Here is a 15566-nt window from a genome sequence, read left to right as displayed (position 1 = left end):
GGCTTACCCTATACTGGTACCTATGAAAACGCTAAAAGTTGCGGCCCTGCCCCGGCTGCTGATAGAAGAGGGGGCTTTTGAAAAACTTCCCGATCTGGTAGCCGAATCATCCGTCAGACGGATCGGAATTGTGCATGGCCGGGCGGTCTGGTCCCGTTGGGGCGACAGGCTGTGCCGCGAGCTGAGTTCCCGGGACATCGAGTTCGTTGAAGTGCCTGTCTCCGGAGAGCCTTCTCCGCGTATTGTTGATGATATAGTCAACACCTGGTCTGAAAACAAACCCGGCCTGATTATCGCACTGGGAGGCGGCAGTGTTATCGATGCCGCAAAGGCTGTGGCCGCAATGCTGGCGGAACCCGGTGCCGCCGGAAAGCGGAGCGTCAAGGATTTTCTGGAAGGCGTAGGCAGTACGGTCCCCTCCGGAGCCAGTCTCCCTGTATATGCTGTCCCGACAACCGCCGGAACCGGCTCGGAAGCCACAAAGAACGCCGTCCTGAGCGAAATCGGCGGTTTCAAAAAGTCCCTGCGGCACGACAACTTTGTACCGAAGCTGGCGCTTATAGATCCTCTTCTGGCAGTCGATGCTCCCCTGGGAGTCAGCGCCGCGGCAGGACTGGATGCGATTACCCAGCTCATGGAAGCCCTTATGTCCACCGGGTCAAGCTCTTTTACCGATGCCCTGGCGGTCTCGGGGCTGGTGGCTGCCGGGCGGGCGTTTCCTGCCCTGCTGCAGAATCCGGGAAATGTCAGTGCCCGGGGAAAGATGGGCTATGCGGCCTATCTTTCCGGAGTGGTGCTGGCCAATGCCGGGCTTGGAATGATTCACGGCGCCGCGAGCCCGATTGGTGCGGCCCGGGAGATTCCCCACGGTCTGGTCTGCGGGCTGCTGCTTCCCGGCACCGTCAGGCGTATCCTGATGCGGGCAAGGGCGCAGGAGCAGCGCCTGCTGATACGGAAGCTTGAAAAAGCCGCCGAGGCTCTGAACAGCGAGGTTGATGATCTGGCAGAGCTCCTGGACGGCTGGCTGGAGGATTCCGGGCTGCCGGGCTTCGGAGAGTACGGGTTTACGGCGGATGAACTTGTCGAACTGGCAGGGGCGACCGGCATGAAGGAGAGCCCCGTCCTGTTCAGTGAAAAAGAGGTGGCGGAAATATTTCTGGAGCGTCTTTAGATGCCGCATAAACGCTTTCTTGCGGTAAGTCTGAATCCTGTAATGCAGCGGACCCTGCTCTTCGAGTCCTGGAAGGAAAACCGGGTCAACCGGACGCATACTCATTTTCTTCATGCCTCCGGAAAAGGCGTCAATGTCGCCCGGGTCCTGACCCAGCTGGAGGACGAGGTTGTCCATCTTACCCACGCCGGAGGAGAGGACCGGGAGAGGTTCCTGGCCATGTGCCGTGAGGACGGTCTTATTCTGGCGGCCGTGGAATCCGCTTCCCAGATTCGCACCTGCGTAACCCTTTTAAGCAGGGAAAAGGGCAGTACCACCGAGCTTATAGCAGATGCAGGGCCCGTGGGCCCGGATACGGACAGTATGGTGCGGGAGGAGTTTGCGAAGCGTATTATGGACTGCGATTTCCTGATTATCTCGGGAACCAAAGCACCCGGCTACAGCGGTGATCTCTATCCCTGGATGGTGAAAAAGGCTTCCGCCCTCGGAGTGTACAGTGTGCTGGATATAAAAGGCGCCGACCTTCGTGCCTGTCTGCCCTTCGGTCCTGGCCTGATAAAGCCGAACCTCAGCGAGTTCTGTGCGACCTTCCTCCCGGAGCTCGCGGTGGAGGAGCACGAAGAGGATGACAAGGTCCTTGAGTATGCCGTAGAAGAGATGAAACGGATCCACCGCGAATACGGATCCCTCACGGTGCTGACCCTTGGTGCCCGCGGAGCCCTGGGCTGGGACGGAAAGGAACTGATCCGACAGCCGGCCCGTCAGATTACGCCGGTGAACACCATAGGCTGCGGCGACGCTTTTACCGCCGGATTGTCCCACAGCCTGGCGAAGGATGAGGGCTTTGCCCGGGCCCTGGAGACGGCAAGGGACTGTGCAGCCGCCAACGCCGGATTCATAAAGCCAGGGGTAATTGCTTAAGGCAGTTCTAAAAGGGTTTTAGAGCCGCCCTTGAAAAGCTGAAAAAAAGCCGGCCCCTTCCACGGAGGCCGGCAGGTTTGTTCAGAAAAATATCTGCTATTTGTGTTCGATCTTCAAGGTCATGGTGGGCTGATTGCATACCTCGTCGGGACCGTAGTACTGGATTGCCCCGGGATATGCAAAGCTTGTCTCCACCGCCCAGGTTTCCCTCTCTGCAGCGAAGGCCTTGAAGGGTTTTCCGTCGAGCTCCACCAGGGCCTTGCGGATAACGGGTTTCTTTTTGCCGTGACGCTGCTCCAGGTTCATCATCATGGTCACCGGAATTCCCCCGGCGATCCACTCGCTGGCGGGCTTCGACAGGTTTTTCACCGACGACATATACCCGGTCAGTCCGTTGGCAATAAGAACAAAGGCGTTGAAGCCCAGGGAGTAGCAGTAGTCGGCGTCAAAGTTCGAGGGAAAGGCACAGCGTCCTTCGTAGCCGAAGAAGTGGTGCTGATGGGAGAACTTCCCGGAGTACCTGCCCTCGGTCTTCATCTCCCGGAGCCTGTCCTCGATTATTTCGATCAGCAGTTTCTCGGTTTCAATCCGGGAGACCTGGACGTTTCCGTGGGGATCCCGGTCCATCAGGAGCTGTCGCTGAATATTGTTCGGCAGGGAAGAGAACACGTAGGAGGACTCCCTGGAGAGGTTCTTGTTGATCCATTCCGACTGGTCTTCAAAGGTGTTCAGGGTAGCGTAATAGGCCTGGTGTTCCGCGAGAAGATCGTTCAGCTCTCCGATAAGGGTCTTCATTTCCGGGATAAACTCGATAAGCCCTTCAGGAACCAGGACGACCCCGAAGTTCTCTCCCTTTTCCGCCCTCGTTACAATGGTGTCGATAATGTTTCCCACCACCTGATCCAGGGTCTGTTTTTTCTCTTCCACCTCTTCGGAGATGATCGCCACATTGGGACGGGTCTGAAGGGCGCACTCCAGGGCGATGTGGGAGGCGCTTCTTCCCATCAGTTTGATGAAATGCCAGTATTTTTTTGCGGAGTTGGCGTCCCGCTCGATGTTTCCGATCAGTTCTGAGTAGGTCTTGGTTGCGGTGTCGAAGCCGAAGGAGGTCTCGATATGTTCGTTCTTCAGGTCGCCGTCGATGGTCTTGGGAACCCCGATTACCTGAATGGAGGCTTTCTTCTGCTGAAAATACTCCGCCAGGACCGCCGCGTTGGTGTTGGAATCGTCTCCGCCTATAATGACAAGGGCGCTGATATTCCGTTTTTTGCACACCTCTATACAGGTATCGAACTGTTCCTCGGTTTCGAGCTTGGTCCGACCGGAACCGATAATATCAAAACCTCCGGTATTCCGGTACCGGTCCATATATTCATCGCTGAACTCAAGGGCCTCGTCGCTGGTGAGCCCCGAAGGACCGCCGAGAAAACCGATAAGCTTGCTGTTTTTATTGCCCTTCTTGAGACCGTCATACAGGCCGGCGATGACATTGTGTCCCCCCGGAGCCTGTCCTCCGGATAGAATGACTCCCACATTGATCGCTTTTCCGGCTCCGGGATTCTCCCCCTTCGTGAAGCCTGCCACCGGCATGCCGTAGGTATTGGGGAAGAGCTGTTTGAGTTCCTCCTGATCTGCTACTGACTGAGTCGGGTCACCGAGGCTGACCTTGATCGCATCAACCGCGTTTTTCAGAATTTCCGGCAATTTGGGCTCGTACTTGTAACGGGCTTCCTGCAGGGGTGAAATGTTCATATAAGCTCCTTGTTTCGCATAAATATGGATTTAATGCACTGTCAGCAGGGATCCTCTGACAACGGTCCTTTTCTCGGCTCTGGAGGTCCCCGGTATTGTATTTTTATATACGCTGGCGCATGTCCTCGTCAACCGCGTGATGCCCGGAGGATACGTGGAAGATTGTCCTGTAAATTGATCCAATTACTTGACTATAGTTATTAGGTCAATTACATTGGATACGAATATAACGAAAAGAAATTATCTATTTGATATTTTCTTTGACTCGACAGAGGAGCCTCATATGCAAAACATGTTGTTCAAGCGAATTCTTCTATTTGTAATGGTTATTATCCCCTTTGCCCTGATGAGTTGTCAGAAGGGTACAGAAGCTGAGGTCTCCGGCGGCAGCGAGTACGATGTAATTGTGGTAGGCGCCGGCCTCGCGGGCTTAACAAGTTCCATCTCGGCTGCAGAAAACGGGGCAGAGGTGCTGCTGCTGGAAAAACTGGCATTTCCCGGGGGGAATACAGTACTTTCCACGGGTATATTTTACTTGGGAGCCACCTCTCTTCAGAAGGAGCTGGGCATCGAAGATACCCCGGATGCATTTTACGAAGAAGCCATGAGGGTCAGCGGAGATAAAAGGGACCCCATGCAGACCCGCATGATGGCGGATAAGGGTGGAGAGGTTTTTGACTGGCTGGTAAACCACGGCGTTGTATTTGACGACAAGGTAACCCCTGTTATGGGAAGTGCCTTTGCCCGGGCACACCAGGTTACACCCAGCAGCTCCGCCATGATTACGGCTCTGGTTGAATCCGCCAGGGAACTGGGGGTGGAGATAATGTTTGAAACTCCCGCTGCAGAACTGCTTTCAGACGAGAGCGGACAGGTAAAGGGTGTGAGGGCCCTTGATGCGGACGGCAGGGAACACAACTTTTCTGCAAAGAGCGTGGTATTGGCTGCCGGCGGATTCGGCGCTGATCCGGATCGTCTTGCTGAATACACCCCCGAAGCTGAAGGTGTAATCTACGCCGGGAGTCCCGGAACCACGGGAGAAATGCACGCCGAAGCCCTTAAACTGGGTGCTGCGACTATCGATCTGGATGTTCCCTGGTTAACCCCCACCGTCGAGGTGAACAAAAAGCTCCTTATTACGTCCCTGGTACTTTCCAAGGGCGCGATCATTGTCGATTCTCAGGGGGAACGCTTCACCAATGAAACAAAGCCCTACACCGAGGTATCGATGGTCCTGATTGAAAAGGGTGAGCCTTCCTACTACGAGGTTTTTGACAGTCAGGTCAAGGAGAGTGTGTACAAGGTCCCGGAGTATATCGATATGGGGATGGTAATAGAAGCGGCAAGTATCGAAGAGCTGGCGGATAAGATGGGAGTACCGGTGGAAAACCTGACCGGGACGATTGACCGTTTTAATCAGGTTATTCGAGGCGAAAAGGAGGACGAGTTTGGAAGGGATATCTATGTTAAGGAACTCGCCAAGGCACCGTTCTACTTTATCGAGGTAAAACCTGGCACCATTATGACGCCGGGAGGGCTTAAGATCGATGAGAAATGCCAGGTGGTCAAGGAGGATGGATCGGTTATTCCCGGACTCTACGCTACTGGTGAAACCACCGGCGGTTATCGCGCCTATGGATACCGCGGAGGTGACTCCCTGACCCATGCAGCGGTTACCGGCAAGGTAGCGGGAAGATACGCGGCTGAATAATCCTCTGGTTCAATCGTAAGAATATCGGCCCGCCGGAACTAATCTCCGGTGGGCCCAATTTTTTCCGCAATGTTCATATTGCCCTTCAGAAAGATTGATTTTGAGGAACTCCTACTGTAGAGTATAGCTTAGCTGTCTAAAGTCGAGGCGAAAATGAAAGCAGTAGTGTATGCCACAAAAGGTAATAAATCCGATCTGTTCAGTCCTGATAACATGATTATCGAAATCTGGGTGGAGAACCTCGGTATCTGCATCAATGAGCAGCACGGGATATTCCGGGAATCCACCCCGCGCAAAGCCTATAAGCATTTCGGCACCTTCAACCTTTCCGACGAGTTCTGCGAGATCGCCCGGGAGTACCTTGAGTCGCGGGATTTTTTTCAGGAGCAGAACGCCAGGGTTTTTATGGCCCTCAAGCAGAAACTGAAGCAGTAGTTATTCTTCAGGAGTCAGTTCAATACATCCCCGGGGGCGGATCTGCAGAGGGATCACCGCTCCTTTTCCGAAGACCTGCTCCATGCTCTCTGTAAAAGGCCCGAAGGCGTCGTTTTTTACCAGGCCCTGGATGGTGCCGGCAAAACCGCCTCCGTGGACCCTGAAGGCTGAATCATCTTCAACCGCCAGCTTCGCGAGTTCCAGGGCCAGGGGAATACCCTGCTGTGAAGGGTTTCCCGGGGAGTAGCAGTTCTGCAGCAGCCTCCAGGAGGAATCTCCCGAGGCTTTCATGCCGGAGATATAGTCGGCGATGTTCCCTTCCCCGACAGCTCTGGTCATGTCCAGGACGCGGCGGTTTTCATTGATAAAATGGAGGGTCCGTAAAATAGCCCGGTCGCCGCAGGAAGACCTGAGGTCCGGTATGGCCGAAAGCAGCTCCTCTTCCCTGATCTCCGACGCACTTCTTCGTGAGAGGGCCCTGGCCACTGCAAACATTTCTCCGGGGCATGCGGCGTAATCCTCCGTGAGGTCGGCGTGACTGCCCCCGGTGTTTACTACGCAGAGGATATAGCCGTGATCACTGAAGGAGAAATCCATTCTGTTCACCCTGGGGTCTTCGGGATCTGAAAAATCTATGGCGGTAATACCCCCCGAAGCGCAGGCCGTCTGGTCCATAAGTCCGCAGGGTTTGTAAAAGTACTTGTTTTCCGCGGCCTGGCCGATCTTCGCAAGCTCAATTCCGGGAACAGATCCCCCGTTGTAGAGTCCCGACAGGACAGTACCCAACAGGACCTCCAGGGCGGCGGAAGAGCTTAAACCGGACCCCGCAGGTATAAGGCTGTGGATTCTGCCTTCGAATCCCCCGTAGCCCAGTCCGCGGCGGGAGAATTCCGCGGCGACCCCCCGGACAAGGCCCTCCAGTTTTCCCGCTTCCCCCGGCCGGGGTTCGAGGTCCGAGAGGTTCACCCGAAAGCTTCCCCTGTAGCCGGCTGATTGCAGGATTACCCTGCTGTCGGATCTGGGAGCTACCGCGGCAAGGGCGTCCAGGTGGACCGCTCCCGCCAGAACCCAGCCACGGTTGTGGTCAGTGTGGTTTCCGGCTAGTTCCGTTCTTCCGGGGGCCGAAAAGATCCGCAGTTCTCCGGAGTCGTCGAAACCCTCCAGAAGATAGTCCATTCTCTCCTTCGTGACTGTAGCGTATTTCTGCGAAATTCCGGCGGCCCTCCATTGTCGCCTGTTCACGATCTTTCCTCCAGGTAGTGTGTTTCCGGAAGTTCCCTGAGAATGGCTGCCGCCTGTTCCGGGGTGATGTCCCGCTGGGGAGTCGCAAGGAGCTCGTACCCGACCATGAACTTACGGATTGTCGCCGAACGGAGGAGGGGCGGAAAGTAGTGAAGGTGCATCTGCCATCCGGGATAGCTCCCCGTATCGCAAGGGGCGCCGTGGATGCCCATGGAATAGGGGAAGCTGGTTTTGAAAAGGTTGTCGTACTTTACCGTCAGCCTGCCGACGGCATCGGCCAGATTGTCCCGCTCAGGGCCGCTGAGCTCATCGATGCTGGTGACCTGACGGCGGGGCAGGATCATGGTCTCATAGGGCCATGTCGCCCAGTAGGGAACAAGGACCGCAAAATCCCTGTTGGTGCAGACGATTCTCTCCTGCTCCTTAAGTTCCGTTTCCAGGTAGTCCAGCAGCATGGGACTCCGATGCATCCTGAAGTATTCCTCCTGGCGTTCCGTCTCTTTTGACGGAAGTTCGGGGATGTGCTCACTGCTCCATATCTGGCCATGGGGATGAGGATTTGAACAGCCCATTATCTCGCCGCGATTCTCAAAAATCTGTACATAGGAGATATAATCCACCCGGCTCAGGTCGCGGTACTCCCTGACCCAGAGGTCTACTATGTTGCGTATTTCCCCATGGTCCATACGGGCCACCGTCAGATCGTGACGGGGAGAAAAACAGATCACCCTGCAGATGCCTCTCTCCGGGACTGCCTGGAAGAGTTCCTGTTCGACGGCCTTTTCTTCACCCGTCTCCGGCAGGAGGGCCGAAAAATCGTTGATAAAACTATAGGTCTCGGTATACCTGGGGTTCCGGATGCCTCCGGCGCGGGTATTTCCCGGGCAGAGGTAGCAGTCAGGGTCATAGGAGGCCTGAATTCCGGACTTTTCTGCCTCCTTCTGGCCCTGCCAGGGGCGCTGGGTCCGCTGGGGAGAGACCAGCAGCCACTCCCCGGAAAGGGGGTTAAAACGTCGGTGGGGGCTCCTGTGTATGGAACTCATGAGAAACTCCTCCAGGTATATTGACTTCTGCGTGATACCTTCCGTATACTTATGTACACGTGTACATGCGATGGTACACCGAATATTTTTCTCGGTCAAGGATAATTGAATGGCCAACAGGGATGATGTCGCCCGCCGCGCCGGAGTCAGCGGCGCTACAGTTTCACGGGTGTTCAACCATCCGGACAGGGTGGAGACGGGGACTGCAGAGCTCGTACGCCGGGTGGCTTCGGAATTGGGATACAGGCCGGACAAGAATGCCGGCGCGCTGCGCCGCCGGGGGACGGGGGTTCTGATTTTCCTGGAATACCGGAAAGGGGGCACCTATTCCTGGCCGGATATGCGCTTTTTTAACTGGCTCTATGCAGACATTTTACGGGCTGTTGTGCAGGCTGTTTCGGAAAGCTCCTTTCGACTCGAAATGCGCAGCATCGGGTCCCTGAAGCATCTGCGGACTCTCGCCGGGGAGTGTGACGGTATCCTGGCCTTCAATACCGAAGAGCGGGAGTATGCCTCGGCTGTCGCCGGGACAGGTATTCCCTACGTCTGCGCTCATCATACGGAGACCCTCACAGGCTTCTCCCGCTGCTCCACGGACAACTTCGCCGGAGGACGGCTCCTGGGAGAGGCTTTTTATGCCGCCGGCTACCGCAATGCCGTCTATGTAAGCGGACATCTCAAAGAGGTGGAAGCCCACAGGCAGCGGCTCAAGGGCTTCAGAGAAGGATTCGGCGGGGAGGTTCCCCTTATCGAAACCCCGGTGGGTATCGACGGCGGCATGGCTGCAGCCGCTGTCATTGCCCCGGAAGTCAGGGCCGGCAGAATCGATGCCGTCTGCGGGGTAAACGATCTTACGGCTCTGGGTATCCTGCGGGGGCTGGGGGAGTGTAATATCCGGGTGCCGGAGGAGTGTCTTGTAGCCGGATACGACAATCTGCCGGTGGACCTGGGACTTTCCCGCAGGATTCCCAGTGTCGACCTCCGCCTCGGAGCCCTGTATCGACGGGCCGTTCAGGGACTTGTGGACTTTATACTTCGAGGTCAGTCCCTGGATTTTACCCTGGCGCCTCTGCTTGTTCCGGGACCTCTGCTTGACCCGCCGGAATCCTCTTCATAAAATGCATACATGGCTCTTTACCGTATGAAAAACAGTGTACAGCACTATTCCTGGGGATCCCCTTCTTTACTGCCCGAACTCCTGGGGATCAGGAACCCGGAGGCTGAACCCTGGGCTGAGCTCTGGATGGGTGCGCACCCCAGGAATCCCTCAATGGTGGAGACTGAGTCGGGCCCGGTCCCCTTGAACGATTTTATCGCCAGGGATCCTGTGGGGCGTCTTGGAAAAGGTCCGGCGGAACGCTTCGGTGCTCTGCCCTTTCTGTTCAAGATCCTGGCCGCCGGCAGACCCCTTTCAATCCAGGCCCACCCCGGTAAAGAGGCCGCCCGGACCGGTTTTGCCCGGGAAAACGCGGCAGGTATACCCCTGGGTGCCTTTGAGCGTAACTACAGGGATAAGATGCACAAGCCGGAGATTCTGCTTGCCCTGGGGGATTTTTCTGCCCTCCTGGGCTTCCGCTCCATGGATGAGATCCGGCACTATGCGGATGTTCTGGGAGTCTCCGTCTATGGGCGTATTGTTGCAGATGCCCGGGGTGACCTCAAGACCTTCTTTCGTGCCCTGATGAGTTTCCCTGAACCCGGAAAGCTGATCGCCGATATCTGCTCCGCCGCCAGGGGACAGGAGGAGGGGACTTTCGAATGGATCCTGCGTCTCGAGGAAGCATACCCCGGGGATATCGGTGTAGCCGCTCCCCTGTACATGAATATCCTGGAACTGAGGGAAGGGGAGGCCATCTACCTGGATGCCGGAAAGATCCACGCCTATCTGGGAGGACTCGGAATCGAACTGATGGCCAACAGCGATAACGTCCTGCGGGGCGGTCTTACCTCGAAGCACATTGATCTGGAGGAACTCTGCGCAGTTCTGGATTTTTCGGCCTCCAAGCCGGGGCTCTTTTCTCCCCTCCCGGGAGGGAATGGCGAAAGAATATACCGTCCTCCGGTTGACGAGTTCATGCTCTCCCGTTTTGACTTGCCAGGAGGCGCAAACCTTGACCTTGAACACCCGGATTCCTGTGAAATCCTGCTCTGCACCGGGGGCAGACTCAGGGCGGAAGGAGTCTTTGATCTTGCTCCCGGGGATTCCCTCTTTGTTACCGCGGACCATGGATCCTGTACTCTGGAAGGGGAGGGAACTCTTTTCCGGGCGGCGGTGCCCTGAAATGATCATCTGGCTTGACGCGGACTCCCTGCCGAGAAAGGTTCGGGACATAGTCTCCCGGGCGGCCTGCAGAGAGGGACTGGAAGCGGTTTTCGTGGCCAACCGCGTGGTGGAATTTGAACCCTGCCGGCTCTGCCGCATGTTTGTTGTGGATGAAGGGCAGAGCGCCGACGATTATATCCTCGAGTCCATTGCCCCCTGTGATATGGCCATAACCAGGGACATCCCCCTGGCCGCCCGCCTTATAGAAAAGGAGGCAGTGGTAATCAACGACCGGGGAGACCGCTTTGACCGGGATACAATCAAAGAAAGGCTCTCCCAGCGCAACTGGAACCTGGCGCTCAAGGAAGCGGGACTGTCCTCTTCCGGCACCAGGAGCTACAGTGCGGCGGAGGTCAAGCGTTTTGCCGACCGTTTTGACCGGGAACTCCGCCGCCTGGGTATCCGCTAGATTTTTTGAGCTGCCCTCAGACTATTTTTACCTGAAAACGCTTATCCAGTTTGTCCTGCAGGATCTTCTCGATAAAACCGAGGGTCCCGACACCGGAGGCCGGGCAGCTTATACAGGCGCCTTCGTAACTGATTTCTGCTACCGGGCACTCTTCGGAAATGTAGAGATCGACGATCTGCACGTTTCCGCCGTCCTGCTTGAGGGCGGGACGTATCTCCGCGTCAAAGAGGGTTTCCACCGCCTTTGCCTGCTTGAAGGGGCTCAGGGCGGCAAAGGGGAGATCCTCTCTTGCCAGGGTTTCTTCCTCCATCTTCGCCCGGGTCTCCTTGAGAATGTCCACAAGGTAGTATTTACGGCTTTCGTGTCCCCCGGGACGAATACAGGATTTGCAGAAGGCCCCGGCTTTGGTGTAGGCGGTGATCTCTTCCACGGTCTTGAGATCGTTCAGGCGGATAACCTCCTGGATGGTACCCAGGCTGACCCTGGCGCATTCGCAGACGATTTCTTCCTCTTCAAGGGAACTCAGGTCAACCCCCTTGAATTTGGCGGCCGCCGCTTTTATTACGTCGTAGGCCATTACCGAGCAGTGCATCTTCTGGGGCGGAACCGCCGGTATATCCGGGTTGTCCCGGAGGGCGTGTTCCACGTCTATGTTGGTTATCCTGACCGCCTCGTCCACGGTTTTGCCGAGGCACAGCTCCGCCATCATATCGCTGGAGGCTATGGCGGTTCCGCAGCCGAAGCTTTTGAAGCTGGCTTTGACTATTTTTCCCGAATCCCTGTTCACTGCCCAATACAGGCGAACCGCATCGCCGCAGCTTTCTGCCCCGTAGTCCGCAACAACGAGTTCCGCGTTCAAGGCTGCGGCCTCTTCTTCGCTTATTGCTCCCAGATGACGGGGATTATTCATACGGTCGGCTACCTTGCCGGAATACTGGTCCCAGAGGGTGCCGCCGATAAGATCTCCTTTTGCCATGGTATCTCCTCTTTCACGGTCGGTAAAGCCGCCGCGTTCGTTTAACTATAGGTGCTGGAAATGCTCCGCAGCCGCTGGACGACTTTCCGGATTGTTTCTATTGTATAATCAATTTCTTCGTCAGTGGTAAACCGGCTCAAAGAAAAACGGACCGCCGTGTGGGCCAGGTCGGCCCCCAGTTTCATTGCCCTGAGGGTTGCATCGGCCTCCAGGTCTTCCGAAGAGCAGGCGCTCCCGGTACTGGCGGCAATGCCGTTGGTGTTCAGGTCCCACAGAAAAGCCTCGCCCTCGATGCCCTTGAAACTCACCAGGATGGTATTGGGCGTCCGGTTTTCCCGACGGCCGAGGATAACGGTGTCAGGAATCCTTTTAAGGGCGTCTTCCAGTCGGTCCCTGAGTTCCCTGACCTTCGTATTTTCATAGTCCAGAGCATCCGTTGCAAGCTTCATGGCCAGTCCCATTCCGATCATGTAGGCAACATTAACGGTACCCGCCCGTTTGCCTCCCATCTGTTCGCCTCCGTACAGCAGGCTGACCGGCGGGGCCCCCCGCTTTACGAAGAGTCCTCCAACGCCTTTGGGACCGTGAAACTTGTGGGCACTGAAGGTCAGGTAATCACATCCCAGTTCTCCCACATTGACCGGGATCTTCCCCACCGCCTGTACTGCGTCGGTATGAAAAAGTGCCCCCATGTCGTGGGCGGTTCTGCAGAGGTCCTGAACCGGATTGATCAGTCCTGTTTCGTTATTGGCCCACATAATACTGACAAGGTCCGCGCTACCCCGGGAGACATGCTCCTTCAGAATTTCCGGCGTAACCAGTCCCTGTTCGTCCACCGGCAGACGGGTTACCCGGACGCCCATAGATTCCAGCCAGTCTGCGGTGTGGGCTATGCTGGGGTGTTCGATCTGACTTATCACCAGATGGAAGGGCCGGTTCTCCTTCAGTTTTCCGGACCAGATGCCTTGTAAAACCGTATTGTTTCCTTCGGTTGCGCAGGCGTTGATTATTATATCGTCCTCATCCGCTGCACCGATACCCTCATAGAGACGGTCGAGGGCGATGCTCATCTCCGGATGGACCTCCGTTCCGAAGCTGTGCAGTGAATTGGGGTTGCCGTACTGCTGCATATAATAGGGATCCATGGCCTGTTTGACCTTTGGGTCCACCATTGTGGTTGCGTTGTTGTCGAGATAAACCCGTTCCATCTGTTAACTTCCTTGAGCTGTAATGATTGACTGGTAGAAGATACTGAACAATCTCCGCTATGGAAAGCCCCGGGCCGTTCAGATCGATTCAATTATACATTATCGTAATAGTAATGTATAGGCCTCTCTTTATGGCGAAGCCGGTTCACCATTTTTCCATTCCCTCAGGGTAAAGCATACACGGGTCCCGTTCCCCGGTTCGCTCCGGGCCCATATTTTTCCCTGCTGCAGTGCAATGAAATCTGCCGCCAGCACTGTACCGATACCGGCCCCCTTTTCTCCTTCCGTTCCGACAGAGGAGATCTTCTGCCTCCGGTCGAAGAGTTTCGCAGCTGTTTCCGGCTCCATGCCTGTTCCCGTATCGGAAACAACGAAACGCACCATGGAGTCGACTTTGGATATTTCCCCATGGACCGATCCCCCGACGGGGGTATATTTGATCGCATTGGAGATCAGGTTGCGCAGTACGACCATGGTCATCCGCTCGTCTCCTGCAATGAAACAATCCTCCGGGCAGGAGATATTCAAAGTGATGTTCTTTGTTCGGGCATGATGTTCCATGTTCTCAAAGGCGTTCTGCAGGAGGAGGCATGCGGGGAGCCTGTCCTTTCTTGGAACGAGTTTACCCCGTTCAAGGGCGGACCACTCGAGCAGGTTTTCCAGGAGATCGTAGACCCGGGATCCTGCTTTTTCCAGTTCAATAAGCATGGTCCGCAGCTCTTTCGTATCCAGTCTCTCGAAGTCCTGTACCAGCAGGGATGTAAGATTTTTAAAACCCGAGACAGGTGAACGCAGATCATGAGAAATTATGGAAAGAAAGGTCTCCTTGTCTCTGGCCAGTTCTTCCATTCTTAGCGACAGGTCTGTTTTCTGTTCAAGTATGGAAGATTTTTCCTTCTGAAAAGAATTGAAGGCCTCCGTGAGCAGGCTTAATTCATCATTAAATATCGTTCTGCGTTCAAGACACAGGGGGCTCCACTGTTCTGCATCGGTGTTTTGCTGAATAAAGGATGTCATATAAACCAGGTGCCTTCCAAGCATGAATCTAAAAAGGACCGCCACGGCGGCGGCCAATACGATTACAAGGAGCAGATGCAGGGTGAATTCCAGTATCCTGGCGGAGAGGATCTCTTCCTGCATTTGTTTATAGTCAATGAACACTGTCAGAACGCCGAGCTCTTTATTCTGTTCATCATATTCATAGATAAGGGGATATTTCCTGAGGCGGTAATGCTCGCGTTGTATGTCTCCCACTGTTATTATCTGACTTCCGATGTAATGCACTTCCACACGCTCAACATAGGGAAATACCTGAATCAACCGCAGTTGGTGATACACCTGAGAGTAGTCGGTTATCCACAGGTCTCGGGTAATGTGTGGAATGCTTTCAGCCAGTATATCGTTCAGGTATCCCTCGATCCGTGTTATCTGTCTGTCCAGGGATGCTAACATACTGACCACGGAAAACAGGATTCCGATGAGCAGGAAAACAAGGAAAATGTACAGGGCAAATCGATACCCCAGGGAGGTGAATTTCGACTGGAGTGCTTTCATCAATCAAACCGCTCGTGACCCAGATAACGGTCCAGGGTCTCCCGCACGATCCGATCATAGCTCCCGTCGTTTTTCATGCTCTTCAGGGCAGCATCCAGTCCCGGAATAAGGTGACTGTTTTTTGAATGAAGGTACAGGAACATCTCCTGGCTTTCCAGGGGAGGCTCCAGGTGCCGGATATTCTGATACTTGTACTCCCTCAACGCGGCGTAACCTGTGAGTTTTGAGTAGAGAGCGATATCGAGGCGTCCAAGGTCAAGCATTCTGAACAGTTCCTTCTCCGTCGGCACGTACACCACCTTCGGAAAGCCATCGGTATGCCATTCCAGTATCTTCCAGCCCCGCACTACACCGACATTCAGGTTCCTGATGCTTTTCCATCCGTCAATGGGGAACTCATGTTTTGCGAAGGCGACGAAATGCATGGTCATATTGGGCTCGGTAAGGTGCAACAGATTCGGGAAGGAGGTCTCCATGCCGGCAATACGATTGATCTCCGCATCCAGGAGCCCGGCGTTGACATCGAACAGGGACTGATCCGTTTGTCGGTACACAATCATACATTCGAGACCGGCCCGTCTGAAGGTTTCCTGTATGATCCTATCCAGCATTCCATCGTGCTTTTCATTGGAGAGGAGATTGTTGTAGGAAGTACTTACGGTATATATCCTGTTCTCTCCATGAAGAACATAGGTAAATATCATGCTGATGACAATAAGTCCGAATATTTGCCTTTTCACCCTAGAAATTTTAGAAACAGAATCTTTCCCTGTCAAACGATTGCAGTCTCTTTTTGTTCTCCCACTTGCATTCCTGAACCT

At 55.1% G+C, this 15566-nt stretch carries 14 protein-coding genes; 7 read left to right on the top strand and 7 right to left on the bottom strand.

What is annotated here, in order from left to right:
- Positions 1–22: 22 nt before the first annotated feature.
- Positions 23–1171: an iron-containing alcohol dehydrogenase gene (locus tag B4O97_RS10000; protein ID WP_083050510.1), complete on the top strand. Its 1149-nt coding sequence runs from the start codon at positions 23–25 to the stop codon at positions 1169–1171.
- On the top strand, positions 1172–2092 hold the full coding sequence (locus tag B4O97_RS09995; protein ID WP_083050508.1) for a 1-phosphofructokinase family hexose kinase: 921 nt from the start codon (positions 1172–1174) through the stop codon (positions 2090–2092). It begins immediately after the preceding gene.
- Between the two features lie 96 nt (positions 2093–2188).
- Here the strand turns inward: B4O97_RS09995 and B4O97_RS09990 are convergent, their stop codons facing one another.
- Positions 2189–3844 (bottom strand): diphosphate--fructose-6-phosphate 1-phosphotransferase, encoded by a 1656-nt coding sequence (locus B4O97_RS09990; RefSeq protein ID WP_083050507.1) that lies wholly within the window; start codon positions 3842–3844, stop codon positions 2189–2191.
- A 283-nt stretch (positions 3845–4127) separates the two neighbouring features.
- Here B4O97_RS09990 and B4O97_RS09985 point away from each other — a divergent pair, with 283 nt between their 5' ends.
- Both B4O97_RS09985 and B4O97_RS09980 read left to right on the top strand, forming a co-directional pair.
- Complete coding sequence (locus B4O97_RS09985; protein ID WP_083050505.1) at positions 4128–5555, top strand: FAD-dependent oxidoreductase; 1428 nt, start codon at positions 4128–4130, stop codon at positions 5553–5555.
- Positions 5556–5708: 153 nt separating this feature from the next.
- Entirely contained in the window at positions 5709–5990 is a 282-nt protein-coding gene (locus B4O97_RS09980; RefSeq protein ID WP_143305637.1) for a hypothetical protein, read from the top strand.
- Here the strand turns inward: B4O97_RS09980 and B4O97_RS09975 are convergent, their stop codons facing one another.
- Together B4O97_RS09975 and B4O97_RS09970 are read right to left on the bottom strand one after the other, a co-directional pair.
- On the bottom strand, positions 5991–7232 hold the full coding sequence (locus B4O97_RS09975; RefSeq protein WP_233143009.1) for a galactokinase: 1242 nt from the start codon (positions 7230–7232) through the stop codon (positions 5991–5993).
- Complete coding sequence (locus tag B4O97_RS09970) at positions 7229–8275, bottom strand: UDP-glucose--hexose-1-phosphate uridylyltransferase (protein ID WP_083050501.1); 1047 nt, start codon at positions 8273–8275, stop codon at positions 7229–7231. The genes B4O97_RS09975 and B4O97_RS09970 overlap by 4 nt, the downstream gene beginning before the upstream one ends.
- Before the next feature lie 109 nt (positions 8276–8384).
- Here B4O97_RS09970 and B4O97_RS09965 point away from each other — a divergent pair, with 109 nt between their 5' ends.
- From B4O97_RS09965 to B4O97_RS09955, 3 genes are read left to right on the top strand one after another with little or no spacing between them, the layout of a single operon-like run.
- Positions 8385–9392 carry a LacI family DNA-binding transcriptional regulator gene (locus tag B4O97_RS09965; RefSeq protein WP_083050499.1) on the top strand — a complete coding sequence of 336 codons (1008 nt, stop codon included), beginning with the start codon at positions 8385–8387 and terminating at the stop codon, positions 9390–9392.
- A gap of 24 nt (positions 9393–9416) precedes the next feature.
- A complete protein-coding gene (manA, locus tag B4O97_RS09960) occupies positions 9417–10556 on the top strand; it encodes a mannose-6-phosphate isomerase, class I (protein ID WP_198947053.1) in 1140 nt (379 codons plus the stop codon).
- 1 nt (position 10557) lies between these two features.
- Positions 10558–11007 (top strand): YaiI/YqxD family protein, encoded by a 450-nt coding sequence (locus tag B4O97_RS09955; protein WP_158084246.1) that lies wholly within the window; start codon positions 10558–10560, stop codon positions 11005–11007.
- A gap of 16 nt (positions 11008–11023) precedes the next feature.
- On the opposite strand, the gene B4O97_RS09950 is transcribed toward B4O97_RS09955, so the two are convergent.
- From B4O97_RS09950 to B4O97_RS09935, 4 genes are all read right to left on the bottom strand, one after another.
- A complete protein-coding gene (locus B4O97_RS09950) occupies positions 11024–11983 on the bottom strand; it encodes an iron-sulfur cluster assembly scaffold protein (RefSeq protein ID WP_083050495.1) in 960 nt (319 codons plus the stop codon).
- Between the two features lie 41 nt (positions 11984–12024).
- On the bottom strand, positions 12025–13191 hold the full coding sequence (locus B4O97_RS09945; protein ID WP_083050493.1) for an aminotransferase class V-fold PLP-dependent enzyme: 1167 nt from the start codon (positions 13189–13191) through the stop codon (positions 12025–12027).
- 129 nt (positions 13192–13320) lie between these two features.
- Complete coding sequence (locus tag B4O97_RS09940) at positions 13321–14745, bottom strand: ATP-binding protein (protein WP_083050492.1); 1425 nt, start codon at positions 14743–14745, stop codon at positions 13321–13323.
- Complete coding sequence (locus B4O97_RS09935; protein ID WP_158084245.1) at positions 14745–15485, bottom strand: substrate-binding periplasmic protein; 741 nt, start codon at positions 15483–15485, stop codon at positions 14745–14747. The genes B4O97_RS09940 and B4O97_RS09935 overlap by 1 nt, the downstream gene beginning before the upstream one ends.
- Positions 15486–15566 lie beyond the last annotated feature (81 nt).

The organism is Marispirochaeta aestuarii (genome assembly GCF_002087085.1).
Taxonomy (GTDB): Bacteria; Spirochaetota; Spirochaetia; order JC444; family Marispirochaetaceae; genus Marispirochaeta; species Marispirochaeta aestuarii.
Note: the sequence above shows the minus strand (reverse complement) of the source record. Positions and strands in the feature narration are given on the sequence as shown.

What these genes read in the sequence shown, in the direction of transcription:
- B4O97_RS09985 (WP_083050505.1), top strand. Translation starts at nt 4,128, where the DNA reads ATGCAAAACATGTTGTTCAAGCGAATTCTTCTATTTGTAATGGTTATT.
- B4O97_RS09950 (WP_083050495.1), bottom strand. Translation starts at nt 11,983, where the DNA reads ATGGCAAAAGGAGATCTTATCGGCGGCACCCTCTGGGACCAGTATTCC.
- B4O97_RS09965 (WP_083050499.1), top strand. Translation starts at nt 8,385, where the DNA reads ATGGCCAACAGGGATGATGTCGCCCGCCGCGCCGGAGTCAGCGGCGCT.
- B4O97_RS09995 (WP_083050508.1), top strand. Translation starts at nt 1,172, where the DNA reads ATGCCGCATAAACGCTTTCTTGCGGTAAGTCTGAATCCTGTAATGCAG.
- B4O97_RS09980 (WP_143305637.1), top strand. Translation starts at nt 5,709, where the DNA reads ATGAAAGCAGTAGTGTATGCCACAAAAGGTAATAAATCCGATCTGTTC.
- B4O97_RS10000 (WP_083050510.1), top strand. Translation starts at nt 23, where the DNA reads ATGAAAACGCTAAAAGTTGCGGCCCTGCCCCGGCTGCTGATAGAAGAG.
- B4O97_RS09945 (WP_083050493.1), bottom strand. Translation starts at nt 13,191, where the DNA reads ATGGAACGGGTTTATCTCGACAACAACGCAACCACAATGGTGGACCCA.
- B4O97_RS09990 (WP_083050507.1), bottom strand. Translation starts at nt 3,844, where the DNA reads ATGAACATTTCACCCCTGCAGGAAGCCCGTTACAAGTACGAGCCCAAA.
- B4O97_RS09970 (WP_083050501.1), bottom strand. Translation starts at nt 8,275, where the DNA reads ATGAGTTCCATACACAGGAGCCCCCACCGACGTTTTAACCCCCTTTCC.
- B4O97_RS09955 (WP_158084246.1), top strand. Translation starts at nt 10,558, where the DNA reads ATGATCATCTGGCTTGACGCGGACTCCCTGCCGAGAAAGGTTCGGGAC.
- B4O97_RS09940 (WP_083050492.1), bottom strand. Translation starts at nt 14,745, where the DNA reads ATGAAAGCACTCCAGTCGAAATTCACCTCCCTGGGGTATCGATTTGCC.
- manA (WP_198947053.1), top strand. Translation starts at nt 9,417, where the DNA reads ATGAAAAACAGTGTACAGCACTATTCCTGGGGATCCCCTTCTTTACTG.